This window comes from Streptomyces sp. NPDC031426 (assembly GCF_055581585.1).
This window is the reverse complement of record NZ_JBVIJE010000030.1, coordinates 24,972-50,248: the sequence shown is the minus strand read 5'-3', so window position 1 is coordinate 50,248 and position 25,277 is coordinate 24,972. Positions and strand designations below refer to the sequence as shown.

Genomic DNA, 25,277 nt, shown 5'->3' with positions numbered 1-25,277 from the left:
AAGTTCACGTGTCCGGAAATCTTGTCACCATCAGCGCCACGGTGATGTGCCCGCACGGCGGTCAGGCGAACGTCCTGCCCGCCCAGTCCCGGGTGCTCATCGACGGCAGCCCGGCCGCCACCGAGGCCGACGTCTACACGGTGACCGGCTGCACCTTCACCACCGGGGGAAAGGCCGCCCCCTGCACGACGATCCGCTGGACGGGGACCTCCGCGCGCATCCGTATCAACGGCTCGCCCGCCCTGCTGCAGGACTCCACGGCGCTCTGCCACACGGCCGAGGGCGCGACGCAGGGCTCGCCGAACGTCACCGTCGTACAGCAGCGGGTGATGGGACGATGAGCCCGCGCAACCGCCGAACCGGGGCGGCGGGCGCGGCCGCCGCGGTGGATTCCCAGGCCGAGCGTGTCATCCGGCTGCCCGCGCCGCAGCCGTACCCGCCCCGCACCGACATCGCCTTTCCCTTTCACGTCGACAGTCGCGGCCGTACCGCGGGCAGCGACTACGACGGCCACGTCCGGGACATGATCGAGCAGCTGCTCTTCACCAGCCCGGGGGAGCGGGTGATGCGGCCCGACTTCGGCTGCGGGCTGCTCGACCTGGTCTTCGCGCCGAACAGCCCGGAGCTGGCCTCCGCGCTCCAGCTCTCCGTCCAGGCCGCCCTGCAGCGCTGGCTCGGCGACGTGATCGAGGTGGACGCGCTCGACGTGGTCAGCGAGGAGAACGTGGTGCGGGTGCACCTGGCCTATACCGTCCGGCGCACCGGGTCGCGACGGACCGATGTGTTCGAGGGGAGCGGGGGAGCCGCGTGAGCAGCACAGACTGCCGGACCGACCGGCGCCGCGGCGCGGTCCGTGCCGCGCGCCTGCACGGCGTGGACGAGGTGGAGACGAGCGACGACGGCCGTACGCTCACCGTCACCTTCCTCGGCAAGGCACCACATCATCTGACGCATCATCACGTTCGAATCGAAGGTGGGCGCCGGATCAGGGACATCCGCGCCCTGGCGGTCGAGATCGTCCGTGAGGACGACCCCGAGCTCGACGACCGGATGTTCGTGACCCTGGACAAGGCGGGGGACGCCTCGCCCTACTGCCTCCGCGTCGTCGAGACCGACGCCTTCGGCAGGCCGGGTACGCAGCCGCGCCGCGGCTTCGATGTCCGGTACGCCGCCGCCGAGTTCACCTTCGACCAGGGCGGACCCAGCCCGTACGACTGCGGCGAGGACGAGGAGGACTGCGCCCCGCAGCACGCCCGCCACCCCGTCATCGACTACACCGCGCGCGACTACGACAGCCTGCGACGGCTGATCCTGGACCGGATGAGCCTGACCGCCCCCGGCTGGATCGAGCGCCATGCCCCCGATGTCGGCACGGCCCTGGTCGAGCTGCTGGCCTATACCGGCGACCAACTCTCGTACCACCAGGACGCGGTGGCCACTGAGGCGTACCTCGCCACGGCCCGCCGTAGGGTCTCGGTCCGCCGCCACGTCCGCCTGATCGACTACGCGATGCACGACGGCTGCAACGCCCGTGCGTTTGTGTCCCTCCGGACGGTCCGGCCATGCGCCTTGCCCAAAGGCGGGTTCCGCTTCGCCGCCCTCGACGTGTCGCGCCTGGGACCGCAGGAGCGCCCGGACTTCGGCACGGTCATCGCCGACGAGGACCTGGACGCCCTCGCCGACCTCCCGGTCGGCCTGGAGATCTTCGAGCCGCTGAACCCGGGCGCGGACGTCCAACTCCGCCCCGAGCACAACGAGATCCGATTCTGGACCTGGGGCGATGAGGAGTGTCTCCTGCCCAAGGGCGCCACCGCCGCGACCCTCATGGACACCCCGCAGCGGGGGCTGAAGCTCAAGCCCGGTGATCTGCTCGTGCTGGAGGAGGTCCTCGGCCCGCGCACCGGCACACCCGCCGGCGCGGACCCGACGCACCGCCAGGTCGTCCGGCTCACCTCGGTCGTCCCCGGCGAGGACGAGCTGTACGAGCAGCCGGTCGTCGACGTGACCTGGAGCGAGGGCGACGCGCTGGCCTTCCCGTTGTGCCTGTCCGCGCGCGGCGGGCTCGACTGCGCCCTCATCACGGACGTCAGCGTCGCCCGCGGCAACGTCGTCCTGGTCGACCACGGCCGTTCGCTGACGTTCTGCGGCGGCGCCCCCGAACGGTTCGCGGTACCGCCCGCGCCCGCCGAACTCAGGCCCTGCGGCCCCACCGCCTTCGGCTGCTCCGACGAGCGCACCCAGGGCAGTCCCGCCGCCGAAGCCGTCCACGTCCTGCTCGAACAGACTCGCCATGGACGACCACTGACGCCCGATCAGGTACGTGACCTGGCGCCGCACCTGGGCGCGGAAGCCGTCGTCCGCGCAGGCATATCCGTCGTTCTCGCCCCCGGCACCACGGTCGAGGAACGTGTCCAGCCCGCCACCGCCGACGCCCAGGCCCACGCCCTGGAGACACTGCTCGCCCAGAGCACCTACCCGGCGATCACCCCCCGCTTCCGCCCGGTCCTGCGCTACGCTCCCGTCACCCAGGCCACCGTCTACCCCGACCCCGCTCGGATCGCCGCAGGCCAGGCCGGCCGCCTGGCAGCCATCCCCGCCCGCCTGAGCGAGCGGATCGAGGATCTGTGGCGTCGCGCCGAGGAGGGGGAGCCGCCCACCGAGGGCGAGATCGACGAGCTGACCGTGGCCTTCGGCGCCCGTACGATCCGGCGCCTGCGCATCGACGAGCACCCCGGCCGTGCCCTGCGGGAGCTCTACGACCGCCGCACCCGCCTCCTCGCCGGCAAGCTCCGCCGCCTGGAGGTGCTCACCGCCCGCGCCCACGCGGGCACGGTGCTCAACCGCTACGTGGCCTGGGAGATCGCCCAGAGCTGGGGCGAGCGCTACGCCGCCGAACTGGACCCGGGCGACCCCGTGCTCGCCGGACCGGCCGCCGACGGCCTGCGCCAGGACCCGCGCACCGCGCTGCCCGCAGTCCGCGCCCAGGCCGACGACGGGGTGTGGACGGCCCGCCGCGACCTGCTCGCCGACGGCCCGCGCGGCCACCACATGGTCGGCGAGGTCGAGGACGACGGACGCCTGGCCCTCCGCTTCGGCGACGGCAAGCACGGCGCGCCGCCCCCGCCCGGTGCCACGCTGGAGGTCGCCTACCGGGTCGGAAACGGCGCATCGGGCAACGTCGGCGCCGAGGCGATCAACCACCTCGTCATCTGCCGCGGCAGCGACGACAGTGGCCGCGGCGCGCGCTCCCGACGAGTCGCCTTCGAGGCGGTCACGGCGGTCCGCAACCCGCTCCCCGCCGTCGGCGGCACCGAGCCCGAGGCGATCGAAGAGGTCCGCCGGCTCGCCCCGCTCGCCCCGCACCGCGAGCTCAGGCGCGCCATCACCCCCGGCGACTATGCGGCTCTGGCCGCGCAGGTCCCGGGCGTGCGCCGGGCCGCCGCCGAACTGCGCTGGACCGGCAGCGGTCAGGAGATGCACGTCGCCGTCGAGGCGGCGGAGCGCCCGGGGGCCGCCGTGGCGGGAGGCCCCGCAGGGGCCGTCGACTTCCCCGAGCCCGGCGAGGCACTGCTGCGGGCCGTCGAGCACAGCCTGCTGCCCTACCGCCGCGTCGGCCACGAGCTGGTGGTGCGCCCCGCGCTCCAGGTCCCGGTCGACCTCGCGCTGTCGGTCTGCGTGGACCCCGCCCATCAACTCGGCCATGTCTTCGCTGAGTTGCGGTGCGTGCTGGGCAACCGCCGCCTTTCCGACGGCAGACTCGGGTTCTTCCACCCGGACGCGCTGACCTTCGGCGATCCGGTCCGGGTCAGCCGCCTGGTCGCCGCCGCCGCGGCGGTCCCGGGTGTGCTCAGCGCCAAGGTGACCCGTCTGCGGCGCCTTTTCCGCACCGACCAGGGCGAGTTGGCGGCCGGAGTGCTGCCGGTGGGCGCGCTGGAGGTAGCGGTGTGCGACAACGACCCCGCACGGCCCGAGAACGGCCGGCTCAGCATCGAGATCGGAGGCGGCCGATGACCGGCACCCCGTGCAGCTGCGGTTGCGCCCGCGGCGGAGCCGACCCGGCGACGCCGGTCGAGGTGTTCAACCCGCCGGGCCTGGACGCGGTGCGCTACCGCGTGGGGGAGTACGGACGCTTCGTCTCCGCCATGCTGGACCGGCTCTCCGGCCCGGCCTACCCCGCCCTGCGGAACCTCACCGTGCGCACGCCGGACGACCCGGCGATCGCGCTGGTCGACGCCGCGGCCGTGGTCGGCGACGTCCTCACCTTCTACTCGGAGCGGATCGCCAACGAGGGCTACCTGCGCACCGCCACCGAGGAGGGCTCGCTCGCCCTGCTCGGCGGCCTGGTCGGCCACAAGCCCCGTCCGGGCGTCGCCGCCGAGACCTATCTGGCGTACACCGTGGACCGCGATCCGCGCAGCGGCCAGGAGACCACGGTCGTCGTCCCGCGCGGCACGCGCTCGCAGAGCGTCCCGGGCCAGGGCGAGGAGCCGCAGTCCTTCGAGACCGTCGAGGACCTCGCGGCCCGCTGGTCCTGGAACGAACTCCAGGTCCTCCAGCGGCGCCCCTACCAGCTGACGGTAACCCAACTCGCCAAGCGCAGCAGCCTGTTCGCCGCAGGCACGACCAACAACATCAAGCAGGGCGACCAGCTGCTCCTCATCTTCAGCGCCGACCGCGACGCCGACCGCAGCCAGCGCATCCTGCTCACGGTCCCCGGCGTCAGCGTCGACCGCGACAGCGGCACCACGGTCATCGGCCTGCCGCAGGCCTCACTGCCCTCCCTCCAGGGAATCAAGGCCGTGCTCACCCGCTGGATCACCCCCGGCGGGGAGCACAACCCCAATCCCTGGCCCGAACACAGCCGCATCGTCAGCGACTTCGACGACCAGGTGCTGGCCCCGCTGCGCGGCGAGCTGGACACCCTCGACACCCCGCCGAAGCTCGCCGACCGGCTGACGCAGACCCTCGCCCGGCTGCGCGAGGCCAAGGCCTACGGGCAGGACTACCGGGACGTCTCCGACTGGTTCGAGGCCCTCGACACCGAACTGACCCGGCTGCGCAACCAGGCCCTCGGCCTGCAACCGCCGCAACCGCCGCAACCGGCCACCGCCGGCACTGGCGCGCGCACCGCCGCCCTATCACACGTGCCTGTCGTCGCCTCACCTCCCGGAGCTCCCGGCAGCGAGCCGGGGGACTCTCCCGGCGAGGTGCACGATCCGGCCCTGGCCGGCCTGGGCCCGCTGCTCTCCGCCCTGCGCACCCCGCCGGCCGGCCTGCCCCCGGACGCCCGCTCCCTCCCCCGCGATCCGCAGCGCAGCTACGCCCCCGGCTCCGACCTCGGCGCCCAACTGCTCACCGCGCTCGACCCGCGGCTGCGCGACGGCCTCTACTCCGCCTGGGGCAACGCCGACCTCGGCGCACCCCTCGCACTGCTCGACGCGCAGGCCATGCGGGTCACCGCGACGCCCTTCGGCGCCACCGCCCCGCTCAAGCCGGTCTACGACGACACCGGCCGCGTCGTCCGCTACACCGACTGGCCGCTGACCGGATCCAAGCTCACCAGCATGCGCGTCGAGTACGGCCGGGACGGCGCCACGCCCCAGCACGCGGTGTTCACTTCCGTCGAAGCCGGTGGCTCGGTGAGCATGAGCTGGAGACTCCCGGACGACGACGGCACGCACAGCTTTGGCACCGGCCAGATCGAACTCTCCAGCTCCGGCGACGAGTCGGCGCTGCGCCGGGCCCTCGCCGCCGGTCAGGAGCAGGGCGTCAGCGCACGTCTGCTGCCCCATCTCCCGGAGCGCGACCTCTTCGTCTCCCGCCCCGGCGACGACGGCCGCGTCCATGTCACGATCACCGCGACCGGCACCACCGACGAGGGCGACGGCAACGGTCCCAACCCGCCGCTGCCCGAGCCGCTCGACTTCCACCTCGCCCTTGGTGACGAGCTGACGGGCACCCAGGGCGCGTACCAGATCACCGCGAAGCGTGCCGCCGCCGACAGTGACAGCCCGGCCTCCGTCGAGGTCACCCTCGCCACCCAACTCGGCCTGACCTCACGCAATGTGCTCGCGCTCGACGCGGTCTACGAGGGCATCGCCCCCGGCAGCTGGGTCGCGGTCGACCGCCCCCGCAAGGGCGTGACCGGCGGCGTCCCCGGTGATCCCCAGCTCTCCAGGGTCATCACCCGGGTGAGCGGTGTCCGCGTGCTCTCCCGCGCCGACTTCGGCATCACCGGCAAGGTCACCGAGCTGACCCTGGAAGACCCCTGGCTGGACGAGAAGGACACCCTGCTCTCGCACATCCGTGACACCAGCGTCTACGCCCGCGGCGAGAGCTTCCGGCTGGCCGGCGAGCCGCTCACCGACGACGTGGGCGGCGACCTGATCGACCTGGCCCAGCTCCACCAAGGCCTGGCTCCGGGCCGCTGGATCGTCGTCTCCGGTGAGCGGACCGACATCCCCGGCACCCCGGGCGTACGGGGCAGCGAGCTGGCCATGGTCCTCCAGGCCGTCCAGGCCGTGGACCCGGCGCTGCCCGGTGACACGGTCCGCACCACCCTCATGCTCACCGCACCGCTCGCCTACCGCTACAAGCGCTCCACGGTGAAGATCTACGGCAACGTGGTCCGTGCCACCCAGGGCGCCACCCGCGACGAACCGATCGGCAGCGGCGACGCGAGCCAGGCCGGTCAGAGCTTCGTCCTCTGGCAGGCCCCGCTCACCTGGCTGGCCGCCGACACCCCGGAGGGCGCGGCGAGCACCCTGCGCATCCGCGTCGACGGCGTCCTCTGGCACGAGGTGGACACCCTCGCCGCGGCCGGTCCGCACGACCGGGTCTACACCACGAGCACCACCGAGGACGGCCGGATCCGGGTCACCTTCGGCGACGGCATCCACGGCTCCCGCCTGCCGGGCGGCCACGAGAACGTCCGGGCCACCTACCGCACCGGCATCGGCAGGTCAGCCAACGTCGCCGCCGAGAAGATCACCCAGCTGGCCACCCGCCCGCTCGGCGTGACCGGGGTGACCAACCCGCTGCCCGCCACCGGCGGGGCCGACCCCGAAGGCGCGGCGGGCGCCACCGACACCCGCCCGCTCACCCGCGGCTTCACCCCGCGGCGCCGCCAGGTCCCGCTGGCGGTCTCGGCCCTGGACCGCCTGGTCTCCGTACCCGACTACGCGGACTTCACCCGGGCCCGGGCCGGCATCGGCCGCGCATCAGCCGCCCAACTCTTTGATGGGCGACGCCAGTTGGTGCATGTCACGGTCGCCGGCGTGGACGACATTCCCATCGCCCCCGACTCCGGCCTGCTCACCGCCCTGCGCGCCTCCCTCGCCGAGTACGGGGACCTCCGGCTGCCCGTGCAGGTGGCGGTCCGCGAGAAGGTCCTGCTGCTCCTCGCCGCACAGGTGACGGTCGCTCAGGACTTCGACTGGGAGCAGGTGGAGCCCGCCCTGCGCGCCGCCCTCCTCGCCCGCTTCGGCTTCGACGCGCGCGAACTCGCCCAGCCCGCCTACCTCTCCGAGGTGCTGGCCACCGCCCACTCCGTCCCCGGCGTCGACCACATCGAGGTCACCGCCTTCACCGGGGTCCCGGGCGACCTCACCCCCCAGGGACTTGAGCGGCTGGGCGACCGACTCACCGCCCCCGAGGACGTGGTGGCGGCACAGCCCGCCCGCCACCGGATCGAACGCCACCGGGTGACCGACCCGGCGGGGGAGACCCTGACCGACATCGCGGCCCAGTACGGGATCTCCCTGGTCGAGCTGCTCCGCCTCAACCCCGACCTCACCGGGACCCAGCCCCTGCTGCCGCCCGCCGCCGTGGTCGTCTTCCGCGGGATCCGCCCGGCGCAGCTCGCCGTGCTCTCCCCGGACCTGCCGGACACCCTGATCCTCAAGGAGGCCTCCGCATGAGCCGGGACCCCGACGGCCTGCTCGACCTGCTCCCGGACTGGTACCGCATCCGCGACGCCCAGTCCGGCGAGCCGCTGCGGGCCCTGCTCGCGGTCATCTCCGAGCAGATCGACCTGATCCGCACCACCGTCGAGCAGAGTTACGACGACTGGTTCGTGGAGACCGCCGCCGACTGGGTCCTTCCCTACCTGGGCGACCTCGTCGGCTACCAGGTGCTCCCCGGCTACCAGGACACGCTGAGCACCGACCCCGGCCTGGCCGCCCGCCTCGCCCCGCGCCGCGACGTGGCCGACACGGTCGCGGGCCGCCGTCGCAAAGGCACGCTGGCCGTGCTGGAGGAGATCAGCGCCGCCACCGCCGACTGGCCGGCCCGCGCGGTGGAGTTCTCCCGGCTCCTGGCCACGACCCAGCCGGTGCGTCTCCTGCGGGCCGACGAGCCGTCCGCCGACCGCCGCCGCCTGCGCCGGGGCCGCCTCGCCGACCTGCGCGACGGCGCCGCCCTCGACCTGCTGGGCAGCCCCTTCGACACCTCGGCCCGCACCGCCGACGTCCGCCGCGCCGCCGCCACCCGCCGCCAGGGCGGAGTCACCCCGGCCGGCGTGGGCCTCTTCGTCTGGCGTCTCAAGCCGTACGCGATCTCCCGCGGCCCGGCCTACTGCCTCGACCGGGCCCGCAATCACTACACCTTCTCCATCCTCGGCAACGACACCCCGCTCGTCACCCACCCCGAGCCGGAGCCCTCGGCGACACACATCGCCACCATCGACAACGTCCCCGGCTTCATCACCCGCCGTCAACTCGCCGACAGGTTGAGCGACTTCTACGGACCGGGCAAGAGCTTCGTCCTGTGGCGCGACGACGAGTTCACGCCCGTCCCGCTCTCCGACATCGTGGTGGCCGACCTCTCGGGCTGGCACTACCGGCCCAAGTACGGCCAGGTCGCCGTCGACCCCGAGCTCGGGCGGATCGCCTTCGGCGCCCGCTCCGCACCCACGCGCGGCGTCTGGGTCAGCTATCACTACGCGTTCTCCGACGACATGGGCGGCGGCCAGTACCCCCGCGACCGCGTCACCCCGCCCGACGCCGCCGTCTACCGGGTCGGCCCCGGCCGCCGTTTCGAGCGGATCACCGACGCCTACGAGCAGTGGCGCGCCGACAAGTCCGCGGGCACCGCCGGACGCGAGGCGATCATCCAGATCACCCACAGCGGCGCCTACCAGGAGCAGCTGGACTTTGCCCTCGACCCCGGCGACCGCCTCGAACTGCGCGCCGCCGAGGGCACCCGCCCGGTGATCCGCCTGCTCGACTGGTACGGCAACCGCCCGGACGCCCTCAACATCCGCGGCACCGGCAGCGGTTCGAGTGGGGCGCCGGGCGGCCGTATGGTCCTCGACGGCCTTCTCATCACCGGCCGCGGCGTCAACGTCACCGGCCCGCTGGGCGAGTTGGTCATCCGGCACTGCACCCTGGTCCCCGGCTGGTCGCTCACCGACCGCTGTGCACCGCACTCGCCCGAGGAGCCGAGCCTGGTCCTCGACCGCACCACGGCCTGCGTCCAGATCGAGCGGTCGATCCTCGGCACCATCCAGGTAGTCGGCGACGAGGTCGGCGACGACCCGCTCCCGATCCACATCGCGGACAGCATCCTGGACGCCACCGCCTCCGGCCTGGAGGCGCTCTCCGCCCCCGACTGCCGCCACGCCCACGCCGTCCTGCACGCCTACCGCACCACCGTGATCGGCGAGGTGCACACGCACGCCGTCGACATCGCCGAGGACTGCGTCTTCACCGGCCGGATGAACGTCGCCCGCCGCTCGGTCGGCTGCCTCCGCTTCAGCTACGTGCCGCCCGGCTCGCGTACCCCGCGCCGCTACCGCTGCGAGCCGGACCTGGTCCGCGAGGCCGTCCAGGAGCTCGTCGAGAACGGCCGGCTGCCACGGGCGGACGCCCCGGCACTGGCCGCCGCCGAGAGCGACCGGGTCCGCCCGCGCTTCACGAGCCTCCGCTACGGCACCCCGGCCTACGCCCAACTCGCTCGCGGCTGCGCCCCGGAGATCTCCCGAGGCGCCGCCGACCGCTCCGAGCAGGGCGCCTTCCACGACCTCTTCCAGCCGCAGCGCACGGACAACCTCCGTGCCCGTCTGGCGGAGTTCACACCGGCCGGCACCGACGCGGGCATTTTCTTCGTGACCTGACGCCCGTCGGCCACCAGACGCAGACGCAGACCACCCATCGGCGCACCAGCACAAGAAAGTTGAGGGGGACCATGCACGGCGACTTCTCGCGCCTGACCCACCAGCCCGGAAAGCACTACTCCGCGGTGCTCGCCCAGCAGGGCCGCGTCCAACTGGACGCCGACGCCAACGAGCAGGCAGCGATCGAGCTGTTCCGCTCCCGCACCCTGGCCCGCGACCTGATCGGCACCGACGGCGGGCCCGGCACGAGGTCCGGCGAAGGCCCCGGCTTCGAGATCACCTACGTAAACGGCACCCACCCGGACCTCACCATCGGCGCCGGCCGCTACTACGTCGACGGCATCCAGGTCGACGCGACGCGCCCCCAGCCGGCCCTGGCCGTCCCCAGCGGCGGCCCACGGCCGCTGGACACCGACGGCGCGGACAGCGACGGCGTCATACCGTCCCCCACCTCCGCCACCTGGTCGTACTGGAACCAGCCCGACGCCTACCGCGACCCCGAGCTTCCGGGCGACAAACTCCCCGCCCCCTTCCCCTTCCTGGCGTACCTGAAGGTCTGGGACCGCAGCGTCACCGCCGTCGAGGACCCCGAGATCCGCGAGGTCGCGCTCGGCGCCGCCATGCCCGACACGGCCGCCCGCGTCAAGACCGTCTGGCAGGTGCTCACCCTCTCCGCCCAGGACCTGGAGGTCGGCGACGGCGGTGCCGCCACCGTACGCGACGCCTTCTACAACTGGGTCGACGCCCAGCGCTCCACCGCCCTCCTGGCCGCCCGCGCCGAGCGGCCGGAGGGAGCGGCGGACGAGCCCTGCCTGGTCCGGCCCGACGCCCGCTACCGCGGCCCGGAGAACCAGCTCTACCGCATCGAGATCCACCAGGGCGGCACGGCCGAGCGGGGCGCGACCTTCAAGTGGTCGAGGGAGAACGGCAGCGTCACCTTCCCGATCGCCGAACTCGACGGCACCTGGGTCGCGCTGTCCACCCTCGGTGACGACGACAAGCTCACCCTGGACGTCGGCGACCGCGTCGAGGTCTGCGACTCCGCCTACCTCAGCCGCGGCGAGCCCGCGCCCCTGCTGCGCGTCGAGGAGATCGACCTCCCCGGCCGCCGGGTCCGCCTTTCCGCCGAGCCGCTCCCCGGCATCGGCGCGCTGCCCGAGCGCCACCCCTTCCTGCGCCGCTGGGACCATGCCTCCACCGGGACCCCCGGCCACCGCCCGCGCACCGACGGCGGCGCCCTGCCCGTCGAGGAGGGCACCTGGCTGGAGCTGGAGGACGGCCTCCAGGTCTACTTCAACCCCGGCGGTTCCTACCGCTGCGGCGACTTCTGGCTGGTCCCGACCCGCACCGTCACCGGCGCCGTCGAGTGGCCGGCCAACACCGCCGGGGACCCCCTCCTGCGACACCCGCTCGGCATCGACGTCCACTACGCCCCGCTGGCCTGGATCACCGGCGAGAACTCCCACTCCGACCTCCGCCGCGTCTTCTACCCCCTGGCCACACCGCTCTCCGACGCGAACGCGGACTCCCAGGAGAGCTGAGGAGAACTGACGTGCCCCTCTGTCCCTTCGCCTCGGTCCGGCTTCTCACCGGGCCGAAGCCGCCTTCGCCCCTCCAGCCGACCCAGATCATCGTCCACACGGCGAACATGACCCTCGCCGCCGCGGACATCCGCTTCCGTCGGCCCGACGCCCGCGGCTGGAGCCATTTCGGCGTCTCCGCCACGGGAAAGATCACCCAGTGGCTGGACACGTCCACCCCCGCCGACTCCGCGTACCGCGGCAACCTCCGCTCCGACGGCACCGGCGCGGTGTCCATCACGACGGAGGGGCACGTCTCCGACCCCTGGACGGACGCCCAGCTGGACGCCCTGATCCGCCTCCACTGGTGGCTGATGCGCACCCACCCCGCCATCGCCCACCGGGCCTGCCGCACGGCTGCCGACCCCGGCCTGGCCCACCACACGCTCCTCGGTTCGCCAAGCCCCTGGACTCCCATCCCCAAGTCGTGTCCGGGACCCCACCGCATCCAGCAGTGGGAGGACTGCCTCCTCCCGCGCGTCCTGGCCTCCTACGGCATCAGCGTCTCCGACATGCGCCCGCGCCACGAGCACGCCGAGGAGATCGTCCGGGAGCTGTTGTCGGTGTCGGTCGCATCCCCCTCCGCCCCAACCGCCGAAGAGACGCCCCTGACTCCGTCCTCGGGCCAGCTCTCGGCGATGGCGTCGCAGCAACCGTCCCCCGCGGCCGATCCAGTACCCCAGCCCCGCGCGCAGGACTCCGCGACATCGATCCGGGCCCGCCAGCACCACCCGGTGCGCGAAGCTCTCCTGGACTTCTTCCTCCCCGACTCCGCGCCCCACGGCCCCAAGCCGTCCCCACCTCCGGCGGAGGGGTGACAAGGAGGCAGAGACGCATCGCGCGGGGTTGTCCTGATGGAGTTCGGCCGATACGAACAGGGACAACCCCGAGCGCAAGGTCCGGCCGTGCTTCCCGGCTGATGCCCGCGGCGGAACCCATAGCGCCGAATTCCGGCCGCACCCACTGTCCTTGGCCCCTGCCGCCGAGGACAGCATGGTCTTCGGCGGCGCCTCGGGGGTGGGCGGAGGCCTGCTGAAGGCGAGCATGGAAGGCGAGCTCGCCGACACTCCCCGGTCGAACCCGTGGGTGCCGTCTGCCGCCGGCGGAAACTCAGGTGGCCTCAACGCATCATGAGGGTAGAGTCGGGCGGTGCCCGAGCTGAAGCCGCTGCATGCCGGCCATGCCCCGGCGGTCCTGGCCTTCGAGCTGGCGAACCGCGCCTACTTCGCTGCCTCGGTCTCCGACCGCGGTGACCAGTTCTTCGACCAGTTCGCCGACCGGTACAGCGCCTTGTTGACTGAGCAAGAGGCCGGCATCGGCGCCTTCTACGTGCTCGTTGCCGAGGATGGCTCGATTCTGGGCCGGTTCAACCTGTACCGCTTCAGGGATGCCACTGCTGAGCTCGGTTACCGGGTCGCACAGCACGTCGCCGGCCGCGGCGTGGCGACCGCGGCCGTCCGGGAGCTGTGCCGGCTGGCGGTGGCGCGGCACGGGCTGCGCACACTGCGGGCGGCCACCTCCCGTGACAATGCCGCGTCCCAGAGGGTGCTGACCAAGACAGGGTTCGTCCCGGTTGGCCCGGCGGACCCGGCCGACCTCGGCGGTAAGCCGGGCACCTGGTATCAGCTCGAGCTTGGCGGCCGTGGTGCGGATGCGGTTGCCGGTCAGCTCGGGGCCGGATCCGGTGAATGACCAGCAAGGAGATCCGGTTCGACTGCCGGCACCGGGGCGACGGCGGCCCGCTCGTGATCGTCCCCCGCATCGACGGAGCACCACTCACCGAGCTGATCGACGGGTTCGAGATCGCGGCCGGAATGCAGCCCGCAGGCGACGCCTACGGCGGTCTGATCCCGGAGTTCTTCCGGTTCGGCCCGATGCAGGACCACTTCCTCGGACGGTCCGCCAAAGCTATGGGGCCGAAGACACCCGTTCTTGGTCGTGAATGCGGCGAGTGGGGATGCTGGCCTCTCATGGCCCGCATCACCACGCCAGCCGACCTCGTGATCTGGGACTCTTTCGAGCAACCCCATCGCAAGACCCGCGAGTACACGGCATTCGGTCCGTTCCAGTTCGACCGTCATCAATACGATGACGCTCTGCGCGTGCTGAACGCCGCAATCGTCTCCGACGAGACGTGATCCGCAGCCGCCGGCGCTAGTTCAGCGGAATCTCGTGCTGCGTCAGGCAACGTTCGCCCTGTCGACGACCTCCTGAAGGCGTTGGTCGTCGGCGTGGCGGTTTCGCCAGATGATGTAGCGACGGATCATGCTGCCCTGCTCCTTGTGGGTGGTGTGGTCGGTGCCGTCGAGGGTGAAGTAGCGCAGGGCGGTGAACTGGGCTTCGATGCGGTTGAGCCAGGAGCTGTTCGTCGGCGTGTAGGCGATCTCGACGTTGTTTGTGGTGGCCCAGTCGCCGACGCGCTGGCACCATCTGGGCCCGCCGCCATGTCACCACTGACCCGGTGCCTCTGCGGATGATCCGCAGCAGGCGCTGTCCCTCGTCATCGTCGATGTGTCGAACCTGAACTCTGTCGGCCACGCCGACCAGTTTCAGTGAACGCGCCGATCGGGATCCGGTTCCCGATCGGCGCGTCGCGGACTGCAGGCGGCGGTATCAGCCGAGGTGCCGGGCGAAGAACCTCAGCGTGCTCTCCAGCTCGAATGCCGGGATCTCCCCGTGCTTGCCGGGGTTGGCGTGCAACGTTTTCTCGGCCGAGGCCAAGGCGTCGAACAGCGCCAAGCTCTGAACCCGCGGCACCCGCTCATCGTCCCACTGCACCAAGAACTCCACTGGGACGGTGATCCGCGCGGCGGCCTCGGCCGAGGCCAGCACCCCGCCCAAGCCCAGTACCGCCGCGCGGACCCGCGGTTCGGCAGCGACGAACGGAACACCGAGTCCGCATCCCAGCGAAACCCCCCAGTAACCCACCGGGCCGGCGCCTACGTGCTCGAGTTGCTGAACCGCGTCCAGGACCGCCCGCCATTCCGGCACGGTCTGGCGGGCCACGAGCGCCTGGAAGTCGGCGATCAGCGGGGCCAACTCTTCACCGGCTTCCACGCGAGCCTGGTTCTCAGTCGCGATCCGGTCATACTCCTCAACCTTCGGCCGGTCACCATGGGCGGGAACGTCGACCGCCACGACCGCGAAACCGCATTCGGTCACGAAGCGGCGTGCACGAGCCAGGACGTCAGGAGCCTCCTTGTGCTGACCGCCACCGTGTCCCATCAAGACGAGCGGACGAGTGGCGACGGCACCTTCTGGCGTCCACAACACGCCAGGAATGTCGCCGAGGGTGAAGAGCTGTTCGCGGACGCCGCCGGACGATGTCTCAGATATGAAGCGCATAGCGGTTCATGCCTTTCGGGATGCCTCTGCGGGCGCTCCCTAGGCCATGCGAGGGAGGGAGGCCCGACCTGTCAAAGCGTTGATCGGTCTCACCTCCTCAGTTCGCAGCAGTGCACGGCGGCAGGAACGTATCACGAAGGACTCCACCCTGGCCCGGGCAGGGATGCCGACAGGGCGAACGTTGTCCGATGCGGCACTAGCGAGGAACGCCGGGCCTTCAGGCCCGGGAGGAATCGCTTCTCAATTAGGGGTGACCCCGCACCGGAGCACGGGTCTGCACTGTTGACCTCACTCGGGACGCTTCTGATTCGCGATGTACTCCTTTACCACGGCGAGCGGTGCGCACCCGCATGAGGCGGCGAAGTAGGACGGCGACCAGAAGTGTTCGCCCCACAGGTACTTGCGGATGTGGCCGGGGAACTCCTGCCGGAGCCTGCGGGCGGAGACATCCTTGAGGCTGCCGACGAGCCGGGAGATAGCCACCTTGGGCGGGTAGTGCACGAGTAGGTGTACGTGGTCGCGTTCGCCGTTGAACTCCCGCAGCTCCGCGCCGAAGTCGGCGCATACGTCGCGCATGACCTCTTCGCAGCGTTTGAGGATGTCGTCGGTGAACGGTCCGCGCCGGTACTTGGGGGTGAAGACCAAGTGCGCGTGGAGGGTGTAGACGACACTACGGCCCCTGCGGATATCGGGGTTTGGCTCCCATCGAGGTGACACAGAGCAATGTTATGATCACGTTCGTGAAGGTCGTGACGCAGGTGAAGCTGATGCCGGAGGCCGCGCAGGCCGCCGCGATGTCGGCGACCCTGCGCACGGTCAACGATCTGGCGTGCTGGGTCTCTGAGGTTGCGTTCGCCCATGGCGTGCCGCGTGAGTACGAGCTGCGCAAGCACACGTACCCGCACCTCAAAGTCTGCGGGCTCGGGGCGCAGGCGGCGCAGCACGTGATCAAGAAGGTGCGTGACGCGTACACCACGCTGCACGCCAACATGCGCGCCGGGAACCTGGGCAAGCCGAAGTCGAAGCGGCGGATCAAGGCGGAGTCCAAGCCGATCACGTTCCGCCCCGAGGCCGCGCAGCCGTATGACGACCGGTGTTTGTCCTGGCAGTACGACCAGCAGACCGTGTCGATCTGGACCACCGCCGGACGCATCAAGAACGTCCGCTTCTCCTGCTCCGCCGACGCGCTCAAGATGCTCCAGCAGTACCGCAAGGGCGAGTCCGACCTGATCGAGCGTGACGGCAGCTTCTACCTGATCGCCACGTGCGAGGTTCCCGAGGGCGAGCCCTACGAGCCGGACGGGTTCATCGGCGTGGACCTCGGCATCGTCAATATCTCCACTACGTCCACCGGCTACCAGGCCGCCGGGCGCGGCCTGAACCGGTACCGCAAGCGGCAGCTTGCCCTGCGGGCCAAGCTCCAGAAGAAGCGCACCAAGAGCGCCAAGCGCCGGTTGAAGGAGCGCTCCCGCCGCGAGGCGCGGCACGTCAAGAACACCAACCACATCATCGCCAAGACGATCGTGACCGAGGCTGAACGCACCTCGGCCGGGATCTCCCTGGAAGAACTCAAGGGGATCCGGCAGAGGGTACGGCTCCGCAAGCCCCAACGGGTCGCACTCCACGCCTGGGCCTTCGCCCAGCTCGCAGACTTCATCGTCTACAAGGCACGCAGGGCCGGTGTCCCGGTCGTGTTCGTGGACCCCGCCTACTCCTCCAAGGAGTGCGCGGACTGCGGACACGTCGACCGGCTCAACCGGATCTCCCAAGCCAAGTTCGCATGCCGGTCGTGCGGCGTCGTTGCGCACGCCGACCGGAACGCTTCCCGTGTCCTCGCCCGCAGGGGCAAGGACGCGTGGACTGCGGGGCGTGAGTCACGCGTCCCTCCCACCCCATAAGGGTGTCTGGACGGAGGAGCCAACCCAGCAGCCAGTCGGGCGCTACCTCCAAGCCCGGTCCATTAGGGCCGGGTCAAGTTGACGACAAGCCAGCCCCCTGCCGAACTACCCGACCCGCGACGAGATCCGTACCTTCCTGCGCGACCACAATTGAAGACGCTGCAGCCCGTCACTGGCAATGGCGGGCGAGACTCGAGGTCGACCGCCCCAAACGCCAACGCCCGTTTGCGTGCCGTGCGCGTGGACGAACTGCAGAGGTCCCGCCAGGAGTTCGCGAAGCTCATCGTGGAGACAGGCGAGGAGATGGGTGAGCCGGTCGCCTGCACCGCGCGCCTGGTGGCGGCATGGGAAGACGGCGACGTCCAGCTCCCCAGGGCGGTCTACCGGCGGATCCTCACCCGGCTGACTGGACGCACCATGCAGGAGCTGGGCTTCAAGCTCAGCGCCCCGGCCCGCCCCGGCGTACCGGCAGGCACGGCGAACGCAGAGGAGGAGCAGGTGAACCGCCGCGGGTTCATGGCCGACAGCGCAGGCGCGGCCCTGTCGCTCATTCCCGTCCTCTCCCCACGGGATGGGGCCCCGCCGGGCCAGATCGGCGCCGTGAACGTGCGTGCCCTGGACACGGCCGTGGCGAAGATTTACGCCCACGACCACGACCACGGGTCAGCCGCCATGCGTCGTGACGCCTCCGACGCCCTGCACACCGCCTACTCGTGGCTGCAGGAAGGCACCTACACGGCGAAGACCGGCAAGAGGACCACATCAATCCACGTCAGGGCAGACACAAGTACCTCCAGCGCACGCCACGGGATTCACCGCGCCCCCGGCGCGCACCGAATGTGCGCTGAATCGCTGACCAGCACAAACCCAGCCCCCACTCGGTTTCGAGAAGCCCTCTTGACACCACTCACCTGGGTTCCGTTGGGGCTCGAGTCGTCCCAGGGCATGCCGTTGCGGGAAGTGGGACGCGCCCGAAGCAGTCGATGTTCGCGGAGCACACCTGGCTGGCAGCCGACAGTGGGGCAGGACGGCGGGAATGGCTCCAGAGCCCGCGGTGCGCGACCGGAGCGATGCGTCACGTGCTGTCGAAATTTCGAAGGTGCCGACGACTCAGTGGCGGCCGGCGGTCGGGGGCTGGGCTGTGCTGCTGCGCTCGACCAGGCTGGTGGCCAGGTCAACGCGCAGCGCGGACGGTGGGTTGCCGCGGGCGAGGTCGATCACCATGCGCGCGGCGACCTCGGCCATCTCGGTCAGCGGCTGGCGGACGGTGGTCAGGGGTGGGCCGACCCAGCGGGCGATGGGCAGGTCGTCGAAGCCGACGACGCTGAGATCCTCCGGGATGCGTAGGCCCAACTCCCGTGCGGCCTCGTAGACGCCGAGCGCCTGCAGGTCGTTGCCGGTGAAGATCGCGGTGGGCCGGTCCTTGAGGCGCAGCAGCTCCAGGCCCGCCCAGTAGCCGGTTTCGTGGTAGAAGTTGCCCTCGCGGATCAGTGCGGGATCGAAGGCGACGCCGCCCGTCTCCAGCGCGGCCCGATAGCCGTCAATCCGGGCGCGGCTGCACATCATCCGCCGTGGTCCGGCGATCATGCCGATGCGCCGGTGGCCCAGGTCGAGCAGGTGGCGGGTCGCGGCGAGGCCGCCGTTCCAGTTGGTTGTACCGACCGCCGGCATGTCCTGACCGGGGTCCCCGGCCGGGTCCATCACCACGAACGGGATATCACGACTGGTCAGCTGCGCCTGCTGGGCCTCGTCGAGCCCCGACAGCACCAGGACCACGCCGGTGGGGCGGCGGGCGAGCACCCCGTCCATCCAGGACTGCCCGAGGCTGAGCCGGCCCGAGGATTCCGACAGGACGACGCTCATCCCCTCTTCGCTGACGACGTTCTCGACCCCGCGGATGACCTCCATCGCCCAGGCGCTCTCGAGCTCGTGGAAGACCAGCTCCAGCAATGGGCTGGACGGGGCGCTGTTGCTGCGTCGCCGCTGGTAGCCGTACTGATGCAGCAGCTCCTCCACCCGCTCCCGGGTGGCGGGGGCGACGTCCGCGCGGCCGTTGACGACTTTCGAAACAGTCGGCGTGGACACCCCCGCCTCGCGCGCGATTTCGGCGAGTGTCGCCGCTCTGGTCACGAGCCCCTCCTGTGCTGCCCTGGTGTGCGAAGTACGTAGTCGTTGCGGCTGTACGAGACGGATATTAGCTGGTCAGGGCCCCGGGCCGGTACGGCCGAATCGAGATCTTCCAAACCCTTGACGGAGATCGATGTTACGCCTAGGTTTCCCGCATCATTCGGCAATCTCTTCGAAAGTATCGACGGAGTGGCAATCCAATGGGTTCTCTTCGCATGACCGTTCGCAACCGTGCGACCCGGAACAGATTCGCCGCAGTAGCGGCAACGGCCGCGCTGGTGCTCGGTCTGACCGCCGCGTGCGGCTCCAGCGGCGGCTCCGACTCCGGGACGATCCACGTCCTCGTCTACGGGGACGCCGCGAACAAGGTCGAGAAGCAAATCGTCGACACGTTCAACAAGACCTCGAAGGTCAAGGCGGTGCTGGACACCATTCCGGGTGCCGACTACCAGCAAAAGCTCAACACGATCATCAACACCCCGCAGGCCCCGGACATCTTCTTCAACTGGGGCGGCGGCAGCATCGCGCCCTTCGCCAAGAAGAACCTCCTGCTCCCCCTGGACGACATGATCGCCAAGGACCCGGGGCTCAAGGCCAACTTCCTCCCCTCGGTGTTCAACACCGCGGTGGTCGACGGCAAGTCCTACGGTGTCCCGATGCGCGGCACGCAGCCCGTGCTGCTCTTCAACAACAAGAAGGTCCTGGCGAGCGCCGGCCTGAGCGTCCCGCAGACCTGGGACGACCTGATCAACGCCGTCAAGGTGCTCAAGGCCAAGGGCCTGACCCCGATCGCGCTCGGCGGCGGCGACCAGTGGCCCACCCTCATGTGGTTCGAGTACGTCTTCGACCGGGTCGCCGGACCGGGCCTGTTCCAGAAGGCGCTCGCCGGTGACAAGAGCGCGTGGGCGGGCCCGGACAGCCAGAAGGCTCTGGGCATGCTGAAGCAGCTGGTCGACGCCGGCGCATTCGGCAGCAACTTCGACTCGGTGAAGTTCACCGACGGCGGCTCCCCGGCGCTGCTGGCCAAGGGCAAGGCCGCCTTCGAGCTGATGGGCTCCTGGGAGTACTCCACCCAGCAGTCAAACAATCCCGACTTCGCCAAGACCGACCTCGGCTACAGCGCCTTCCCGACCGTCAGCGGCGGCAAGGGCGACCCGAACGACGTCGTCGGCAACACCAACAACTTCTACTCCGTCCTGAAGAAGACCCGGCACCCCGACGCCGTGGCGGCCTTCCTCAAGCTCATGTACTCCGACGAGTTCGTGAAGGCCCAGCTCGGCATCGGCAACCTGCCGACCACCACCAACACGGCCAAGTTCCTGTCCACCTCGGCCAGCCCGGACTACTCGCAGTTCCAGTTCAACCTGGTCAAGGCCGCGCCGTCGTTCCAGCTGTCGTGGGACCAGGCCTACCCGCCGGCGGCGGCCACGCCGCTCCACACGGCCATTCAGAAGTTCTTCGACGGCAAGACCGACGCCAACGGCTTCATCCAGGCGATGCAGTCGCTGTCCAACTCCTGAGTAGGACCGATGAGCTCACTTTCTCTCGCAGCCGTGTCCGGCCGCCGCCTCAAGGCGCGCCGGGCCGGCGTCGGGGTGACCCGCCCGGGCTTCGTCTGGGCGGTACCCGCGACCTTCTTTTTCTTGTTGTTCGCGATCCTCCCGCTGGTGCTGGTCGCGGTGCTGTCCTTCACCAGCTGGGACGGCATCACCTCGCCGCACTTCAACGGCCTGGCGAACTGGACCAAGCTGATCCACGACCCGGTGATGACCCAGAGCGTCTGGCTCACCCTCGTACTCACCGTGCTCGGGGTCGTGACGCAGACGCCCGTCAGCATCCTGCTGGGCGTCTGGGCGGCCGGCCCTCATCGCAACCGGGCCGTGCTGTCCGCGATCTTCTTCGTCCCCCTGCTGCTCTCGGCGACCGCCGTCTCGGTGCTGTGGCGCGCCCTGCTCGACCCCAACTTCGGCGTGCCGGGCCAGCTTCCCTGGCTGTTCGGCAACGGCAACCTGCTCGGCAGCCAGGCCGGTTCGATCGCGGTGCTGACCTTCGTCGGAATGTGGCAGTTCACCCCCCTGCACGCGCTCCTCTACCAGGGCGGCGCCCGCGCGGTTCCGCAGGTGCTCTACCAGGCCGCGGCGATCGACGGGGCCGGCACCGTGCGGCAGTTCTTCCACATCACCCTGCCGCAACTGCGCAACACTGCGATCACCTCGATGATCCTCATGGTCGTCGGCGGGCTGACCACCTTCGACACGGTGCTGATCCTCACCCAGGGCGGCCCCGGCACGGACACCACGGTCAGCGCCTACTACATGTACGAGCAGGGCTTCAAGGAATACGACTTCGGCGCCGGTTCGGCCATCGCGCTGGTCCTGGTCGTGGTCGCCACCCTCATCTCCCTGGCCGTGGTCCGGCTCTCCGGCTACGACAAGATGCGCAGCACGGCGGAGGGGATCTGATGCGGCAGCGCCCCAACTACCTTGCCGGGCTGGGCTCCCTGATATGGCTCGCTCTGATCGGCTTGCCGCTTTACGTGCTGCTGATCGCGACCCTGCGCACCACCTCCAACTACTCCACCCAGGGCCCGCTGAGCTTTCCGTCGCAGCTGACCCTGAGCAACTACTTCAACGCGTTCTCCAACGGCTTCGGCCAGGACTTCCTCAACACCCTGATCGTCACCGCCAGCGTCGTCGGCATCGTGCTGGGGGTGGTGCCGCCGCTCGCCTACGCCATCGTGCGCGCCCAGGGCCGGGCCATCACCGTCGTGTTCCGGGTTTTCCTGCTGGGACTCGCGATCCCCGCGCAGGCGGTGATCGTGCCGATGTTCTACGTGATCAGCCAGGCCGGGCTCTATGACCACCTGATCGGCGTCATCCTGCCCACCGCCGCGTTCTCGCTGCCGGTGTGCACCCTGGTGCTGACCGGGTCGATGCGCGACATCACCCCCGAGCTGTACGAGGCCATGGCGATGGACGGAGCCTCCCCATGGCGGGTCTTCAGGCAACTGGTCCTGCCGCTGTCGAAGGGCGGGCTCTCCTCCATCGTCGTCTTCTCGGCCCTGCAGGCCTGGAACGGCTTCCTCTTCCCGCTGATCCTCACCCAGTCGGACTCGACCAAGGTGATCACCCTCGGTCTGTACAACTTCCAGACCGAACACGGCGCCGACGTCCCCGGACTGCTCAGCGCCGTGGTGCTGTCCATGTTCCCCATCTTCATCGTCTACCTGTTCGCCCGCCGCGCCCTGGTCCAGGGGCTCATGGGGGTCGGAGGAAAGTGACCGGCAACATGAACCCCGCCGAGCTCGCCACCCCTGTGTGGCGGGACGTCTCGCTCGACCCCGCAGTCAGGGCCAACGCCTTGATCGCGGCGATGACCCTGCGGGAGAAGACAGCGCAGCTGGTCGGCGTCTGGGTCGGCGCCTCCGACGAGGGCGGCGAGGTCGCCCCGCACCAGCACGAGATGGAGGAGCCGCCGGACCTGGACGAGCTGCTGCCGCACGGTCTGGGCCAGCTGACTCGGCCCTTCGGCACCGTTCCCGTGGACGCCGCCGTCGGTGCGCTCTCGCTGGCGCGCTCCCAGCAGCGCATCGTCGCCGCCAACCGCTTCGGCATACCCGCGATCGCCCACGAGGAGTGCCTGGCCGGGTTCGCGGCCTGGGGGGCGACCGCCTACCCGGTCCCGCTGTCCTGGGGAGCGACCTTCAACCCCGAGCTGGTGCGCTCCATGGCCACCGCCATCGGGACCGACATGCGCGCCGTCGGCGTCCACCAAGGCCTCGCCCCCGTGCTCGACGTGGTGCGCGACGCCCGCTGGGGCCGCGTAGAGGAGACCATCGGCGAGGACCCGTACCTGGTCGGCACCATCGCCACCGCCTACGTGCAGGGCCTGGAGTCCGCCGGGATCGTCGCCACGCTCAAGCACTTCGCCGGATACTCCGCCTCGCGGGCCGGCCGCAACCTCGCACCGGTCTCCATGGGCGCCCGCGAGCGCGCCGACGTCATCCTTCCCCCGTTCGAGATGGCGCTGCGCGAGGGCCGACCGCGCTCGGTCATGCACGCCTACACGGACACCGACGGCATCCCCTCGGCCGCCGACCAGGAACTGCTCACCGGTCTGCTCCGGGACACCTGGGGCTTCGACGGGACGGTGGTGGCGGACTACTTCGGCATCGCCTTCCTCAAGCTCCTGCACGGCGTCGCCGGAAGCTGGGCCGAGGCCGCCGGGCTTGCCCTCGCCAGCGGCGTCGACGTCGAGCTGCCGACCGTCAAGACATTCGGACAGCCGCTGCTCGACGCGGTCGAGGCCGGCACCGTCCCTGAGGAGCTGATCGATCGCGCCCTGCACCGGATCCTCGTCCAGAAGGCACAGCTCGGCCTGCTCGACCCTGACTGGAACCCGGTTCCGCAGGCGCTCTGCGGAGCGGAACTGGCCGTTCCCGAGGCGCTGCGCGGCAGCGTTGACCTGGACTCCCCGGCCAACCGGCGGCTGGCGCGCGAGTTGGCGGAGCAGGCCGTCGTGCTGTTGCGCAATGACGGCACGCTGCCGCTCGGCCGCCCCCGCCGGATCGCGCTGATCGGCCCCAACGCCGACACGCCGACTGCCGTGCTGGGCTGCTACTCCTTCCCCGTGCACGTCGGCTCGCAACACCCTGAGGTCCCGACAGGCATCGCGCTGCCCACGCTGCGCGAGACCTTGGCGGCCGAGTTCCCCGACGCCGAGATCTTCTTCGCGCCCGGTGCGACGGTCGACGGCGACAGCACGGCCGGCTTCGCCGAGGCGGTCGCGGCGGCCCGCGTCGCCGACGTCGTGGTGCTCGCTCTCGGGGACCGCGCCGGCCTGTTCGGTCGCGGCACCAGCGGTGAGGGATGTGACGCCGAATCGATGCAACTGCCCGGCGTGCAGCAGCAGTTGCTCGACGCGCTGCTGGATGCCGGCACGCCCGTGGTGCTCGTCATGCTGGCGGGCCGCCCTTACGCACTGGGGCGCGCCGACACGGACGCGGCGGCGATCGTGCAGTCCTTCTTTCCTGGGGAGGCGGGCACCGAGGCGATCGCCGGCGTGCTGAGCGGGCGGGTGAACCCCTCCGGACGGTTGCCGGTGAGTGTGCCGCGGCACAAGGGTGTTCAGCCCTCGACCTACCTGGCCGCCCGGCTGGCCCAGGACAGCGATGTGTCCAGCACCAGTACCAGCGCGGCCTACGGGTTCGGGCACGGGCTCGGCTACACGGAATTCGAGTGGTCCGCGCTCGACGTCAGCGTCGCGGAGACCGGCACCGACGGCAGCTTCCGGATCGCCTTTGAGGTCCGCAACACCGGCGAACGCTCCGGCTGCGAGGTGGTGCAGTTCTACCTGCACGACCCGGTGGCCTCCGTGGTCCAGCCGATGCAGCGCCTCGTCGGCTACCGGCGCCTCCCGCTCGAAACCGGGGAAGTCTGCCGGGTCCTCCTGGAACTTCCCGCGGACCTGGCCTCCTTCACTGGCCGCGGGGGCCGTCGCATCGTCGAACCCGGCGAGCTGGAACTGCGGATCTCCGCCAGCAGCACCGACCACCGCATCACGGTCCCGCTGCGCCTGACCGGCCAGGTCCGGGAGGTCGACCACACCCGCAGGCTGCACCCCGTCGTCACCGTCGAGTGCCGCTGACGCAACGAGAGCCGCGCGTGTACACCGACCTGCCCGAGGAGGCCCGCTCGTACGGCGGCGAGGTCCGGCTGACGCCGGTCAGCACCGCACTGAGCACCGTGGACACCTTCGACGTCACCTTCCCGGGCTTCGGCGGGGAGCCGGTCAAGGCGTGGCTGCGCCTGCTGGGCACGGCGACCGGCCCGCTTCCGGCCGTCGTGCAGTACGTCGGTTATGGCGGCGGACGGGGGCATGTGCTGGAGAACCTGCTCTGGGCGTCCGCCGAGTACGCCCACCTCCAGGTGGACACGCGCGGGCCGGGCTCGGGCTGGAGCCGGGGCGCGACCCCCGACTCCGGCCCGACCGGGCCGGAGGTCTCCGGCGTGATGACCCGAGGCATCAGCTCGCCGCGCACCTACTACTACCGCCGACTGCTCACCGAGGCGGTCCGGGCCGTGGACGCCGTCCGCCGGCTGGACCGCGTCGCCCCCGACCGGGTCGCCGTGATCGGACAGAGCCAGGGCGGCGGCACCGCACTCGCCGTCGCCGCTCTGGTCCCCGACCTGGCGCCACGACTCCTACGCCGAA

Annotated in this window: 17 protein-coding genes and 2 pseudogenes; 15 read left to right on the top strand and 4 right to left on the bottom strand. The window is 70.9% G+C overall.

The annotated features are described in order from the left end of the window. The first annotated feature begins 8 nt into the window (after positions 1-8). The 9 genes from ACZ5NH_RS37810 to ACZ5NH_RS37770 all read left to right on the top strand — a co-directional run bounded on the left by ACZ5NH_RS37810 (position 9) and on the right by ACZ5NH_RS37770 (position 13,832). Positions 9-341: a PAAR-like protein gene (locus ACZ5NH_RS37810; RefSeq protein ID WP_468781875.1), complete on the top strand. Its 333-nt coding sequence runs from the start codon at positions 9-11 to the stop codon at positions 339-341. Next, a complete protein-coding gene (locus tag ACZ5NH_RS37805; protein WP_451555173.1) occupies positions 338-811 on the top strand; it encodes a GPW/gp25 family protein in 474 nt (157 codons plus the stop codon). Before ACZ5NH_RS37810 ends, ACZ5NH_RS37805 begins: the two co-directional genes overlap by 4 nt. Next, entirely contained in the window at positions 808-4,011 is a 3,204-nt protein-coding gene (locus ACZ5NH_RS37800) for a putative baseplate assembly protein (protein ID WP_468781871.1), read from the top strand. Before ACZ5NH_RS37805 ends, ACZ5NH_RS37800 begins: the two co-directional genes overlap by 4 nt. Further along, on the top strand, positions 4,008-7,919 hold the full coding sequence (locus tag ACZ5NH_RS37795; protein WP_468781869.1) for a putative baseplate assembly protein: 3,912 nt from the start codon (positions 4,008-4,010) through the stop codon (positions 7,917-7,919). The genes ACZ5NH_RS37800 and ACZ5NH_RS37795 overlap by 4 nt, the downstream gene beginning before the upstream one ends. Then, complete coding sequence (locus ACZ5NH_RS37790) at positions 7,916-10,114, top strand: hypothetical protein (RefSeq protein ID WP_468781867.1); 2,199 nt, start codon at positions 7,916-7,918, stop codon at positions 10,112-10,114. The genes ACZ5NH_RS37795 and ACZ5NH_RS37790 overlap by 4 nt, the downstream gene beginning before the upstream one ends. Positions 10,115-10,185: 71 nt before the next feature. Further along, complete coding sequence (locus ACZ5NH_RS37785) at positions 10,186-11,655, top strand: DUF6519 domain-containing protein (RefSeq protein WP_468781865.1); 1,470 nt, start codon at positions 10,186-10,188, stop codon at positions 11,653-11,655. Between the two features lie 11 nt (positions 11,656-11,666). Further along, positions 11,667-12,512 (top strand): peptidoglycan recognition protein family protein, encoded by an 846-nt coding sequence (locus ACZ5NH_RS37780; protein ID WP_468781863.1) that lies wholly within the window; start codon positions 11,667-11,669, stop codon positions 12,510-12,512. A gap of 331 nt (positions 12,513-12,843) precedes the next feature. Further along, on the top strand, positions 12,844-13,386 hold the full coding sequence (locus ACZ5NH_RS37775) for a GNAT family N-acetyltransferase (protein ID WP_468781861.1): 543 nt from the start codon (positions 12,844-12,846) through the stop codon (positions 13,384-13,386). Next, positions 13,383-13,832: a hypothetical protein gene (locus tag ACZ5NH_RS37770; RefSeq protein WP_468781859.1), complete on the top strand. Its 450-nt coding sequence runs from the start codon at positions 13,383-13,385 to the stop codon at positions 13,830-13,832. The genes ACZ5NH_RS37775 and ACZ5NH_RS37770 overlap by 4 nt, the downstream gene beginning before the upstream one ends. Before the next feature lie 42 nt (positions 13,833-13,874). On the opposite strand, the pseudogene ACZ5NH_RS37765 reads toward ACZ5NH_RS37770, so the two are convergent. The 3 genes and pseudogenes from ACZ5NH_RS37765 to tnpA form a co-directional block, all read right to left on the bottom strand. After that, positions 13,875-14,120 (bottom strand): annotated as a pseudogene (locus tag ACZ5NH_RS37765) (hypothetical protein); the annotation flags it as partial. A 187-nt stretch (positions 14,121-14,307) separates the two neighbouring features. Continuing rightward, positions 14,308-15,039 carry a dienelactone hydrolase family protein gene (locus ACZ5NH_RS37760; RefSeq protein ID WP_468781858.1) on the bottom strand — a complete coding sequence of 244 codons (732 nt, stop codon included), beginning with the start codon at positions 15,037-15,039 and terminating at the stop codon, positions 14,308-14,310. A gap of 288 nt (positions 15,040-15,327) precedes the next feature. Further along, the gene (tnpA, locus tag ACZ5NH_RS37755) at positions 15,328-15,756 is read right to left on the bottom strand and encodes an IS200/IS605 family transposase (protein ID WP_468781857.1); all 429 of its coding nucleotides are present in this window, start codon (positions 15,754-15,756) and stop codon (positions 15,328-15,330) included. An 11-nt stretch (positions 15,757-15,767) separates the two neighbouring features. On the opposite strand from tnpA, the gene ACZ5NH_RS37750 reads away from it, so the two are divergent. Continuing rightward, a complete protein-coding gene (locus tag ACZ5NH_RS37750) occupies positions 15,768-16,937 on the top strand; it encodes an RNA-guided endonuclease InsQ/TnpB family protein (RefSeq protein ID WP_468781856.1) in 1,170 nt (389 codons plus the stop codon). A 1,110-nt stretch (positions 16,938-18,047) separates the two neighbouring features. Here ACZ5NH_RS37750 and ACZ5NH_RS37745 read toward each other — a convergent pair. Beyond that, positions 18,048-19,067 (bottom strand): LacI family DNA-binding transcriptional regulator, encoded by a 1,020-nt coding sequence (locus ACZ5NH_RS37745; RefSeq protein ID WP_468781855.1) that lies wholly within the window; start codon positions 19,065-19,067, stop codon positions 18,048-18,050. Positions 19,068-19,279: 212 nt separating this feature from the next. Here ACZ5NH_RS37745 and ACZ5NH_RS37740 point away from each other — a divergent pair, with 212 nt between their 5' ends. The 5 genes and pseudogenes from ACZ5NH_RS37740 to ACZ5NH_RS37720 form a co-directional block, all read left to right on the top strand. After that, complete coding sequence (locus tag ACZ5NH_RS37740; RefSeq protein ID WP_468781854.1) at positions 19,280-20,584, top strand: ABC transporter substrate-binding protein; 1,305 nt, start codon at positions 19,280-19,282, stop codon at positions 20,582-20,584. Positions 20,585-20,593: 9 nt separating this feature from the next. Continuing rightward, complete coding sequence (locus ACZ5NH_RS37735) at positions 20,594-21,526, top strand: carbohydrate ABC transporter permease (RefSeq protein ID WP_468781853.1); 933 nt, start codon at positions 20,594-20,596, stop codon at positions 21,524-21,526. Further along, on the top strand, positions 21,526-22,344 hold the full coding sequence (locus ACZ5NH_RS37730; protein ID WP_388636589.1) for a carbohydrate ABC transporter permease: 819 nt from the start codon (positions 21,526-21,528) through the stop codon (positions 22,342-22,344). The genes ACZ5NH_RS37735 and ACZ5NH_RS37730 overlap by 1 nt, the downstream gene beginning before the upstream one ends. Next, positions 22,341-24,710, top strand: a complete 2,370-nt coding sequence (locus tag ACZ5NH_RS37725; protein ID WP_468781851.1) for a beta-xylosidase/alpha-l-arabinosidase — start codon at positions 22,341-22,343, stop codon at positions 24,708-24,710. Before ACZ5NH_RS37730 ends, ACZ5NH_RS37725 begins: the two co-directional genes overlap by 4 nt. Next, positions 24,701-25,243 (top strand): annotated as a pseudogene (locus ACZ5NH_RS37720) (acetylxylan esterase); the annotation flags it as partial. The gene ACZ5NH_RS37725 and the pseudogene ACZ5NH_RS37720, both read left to right, overlap by 10 nt. Positions 25,244-25,277 lie beyond the last annotated feature (34 nt).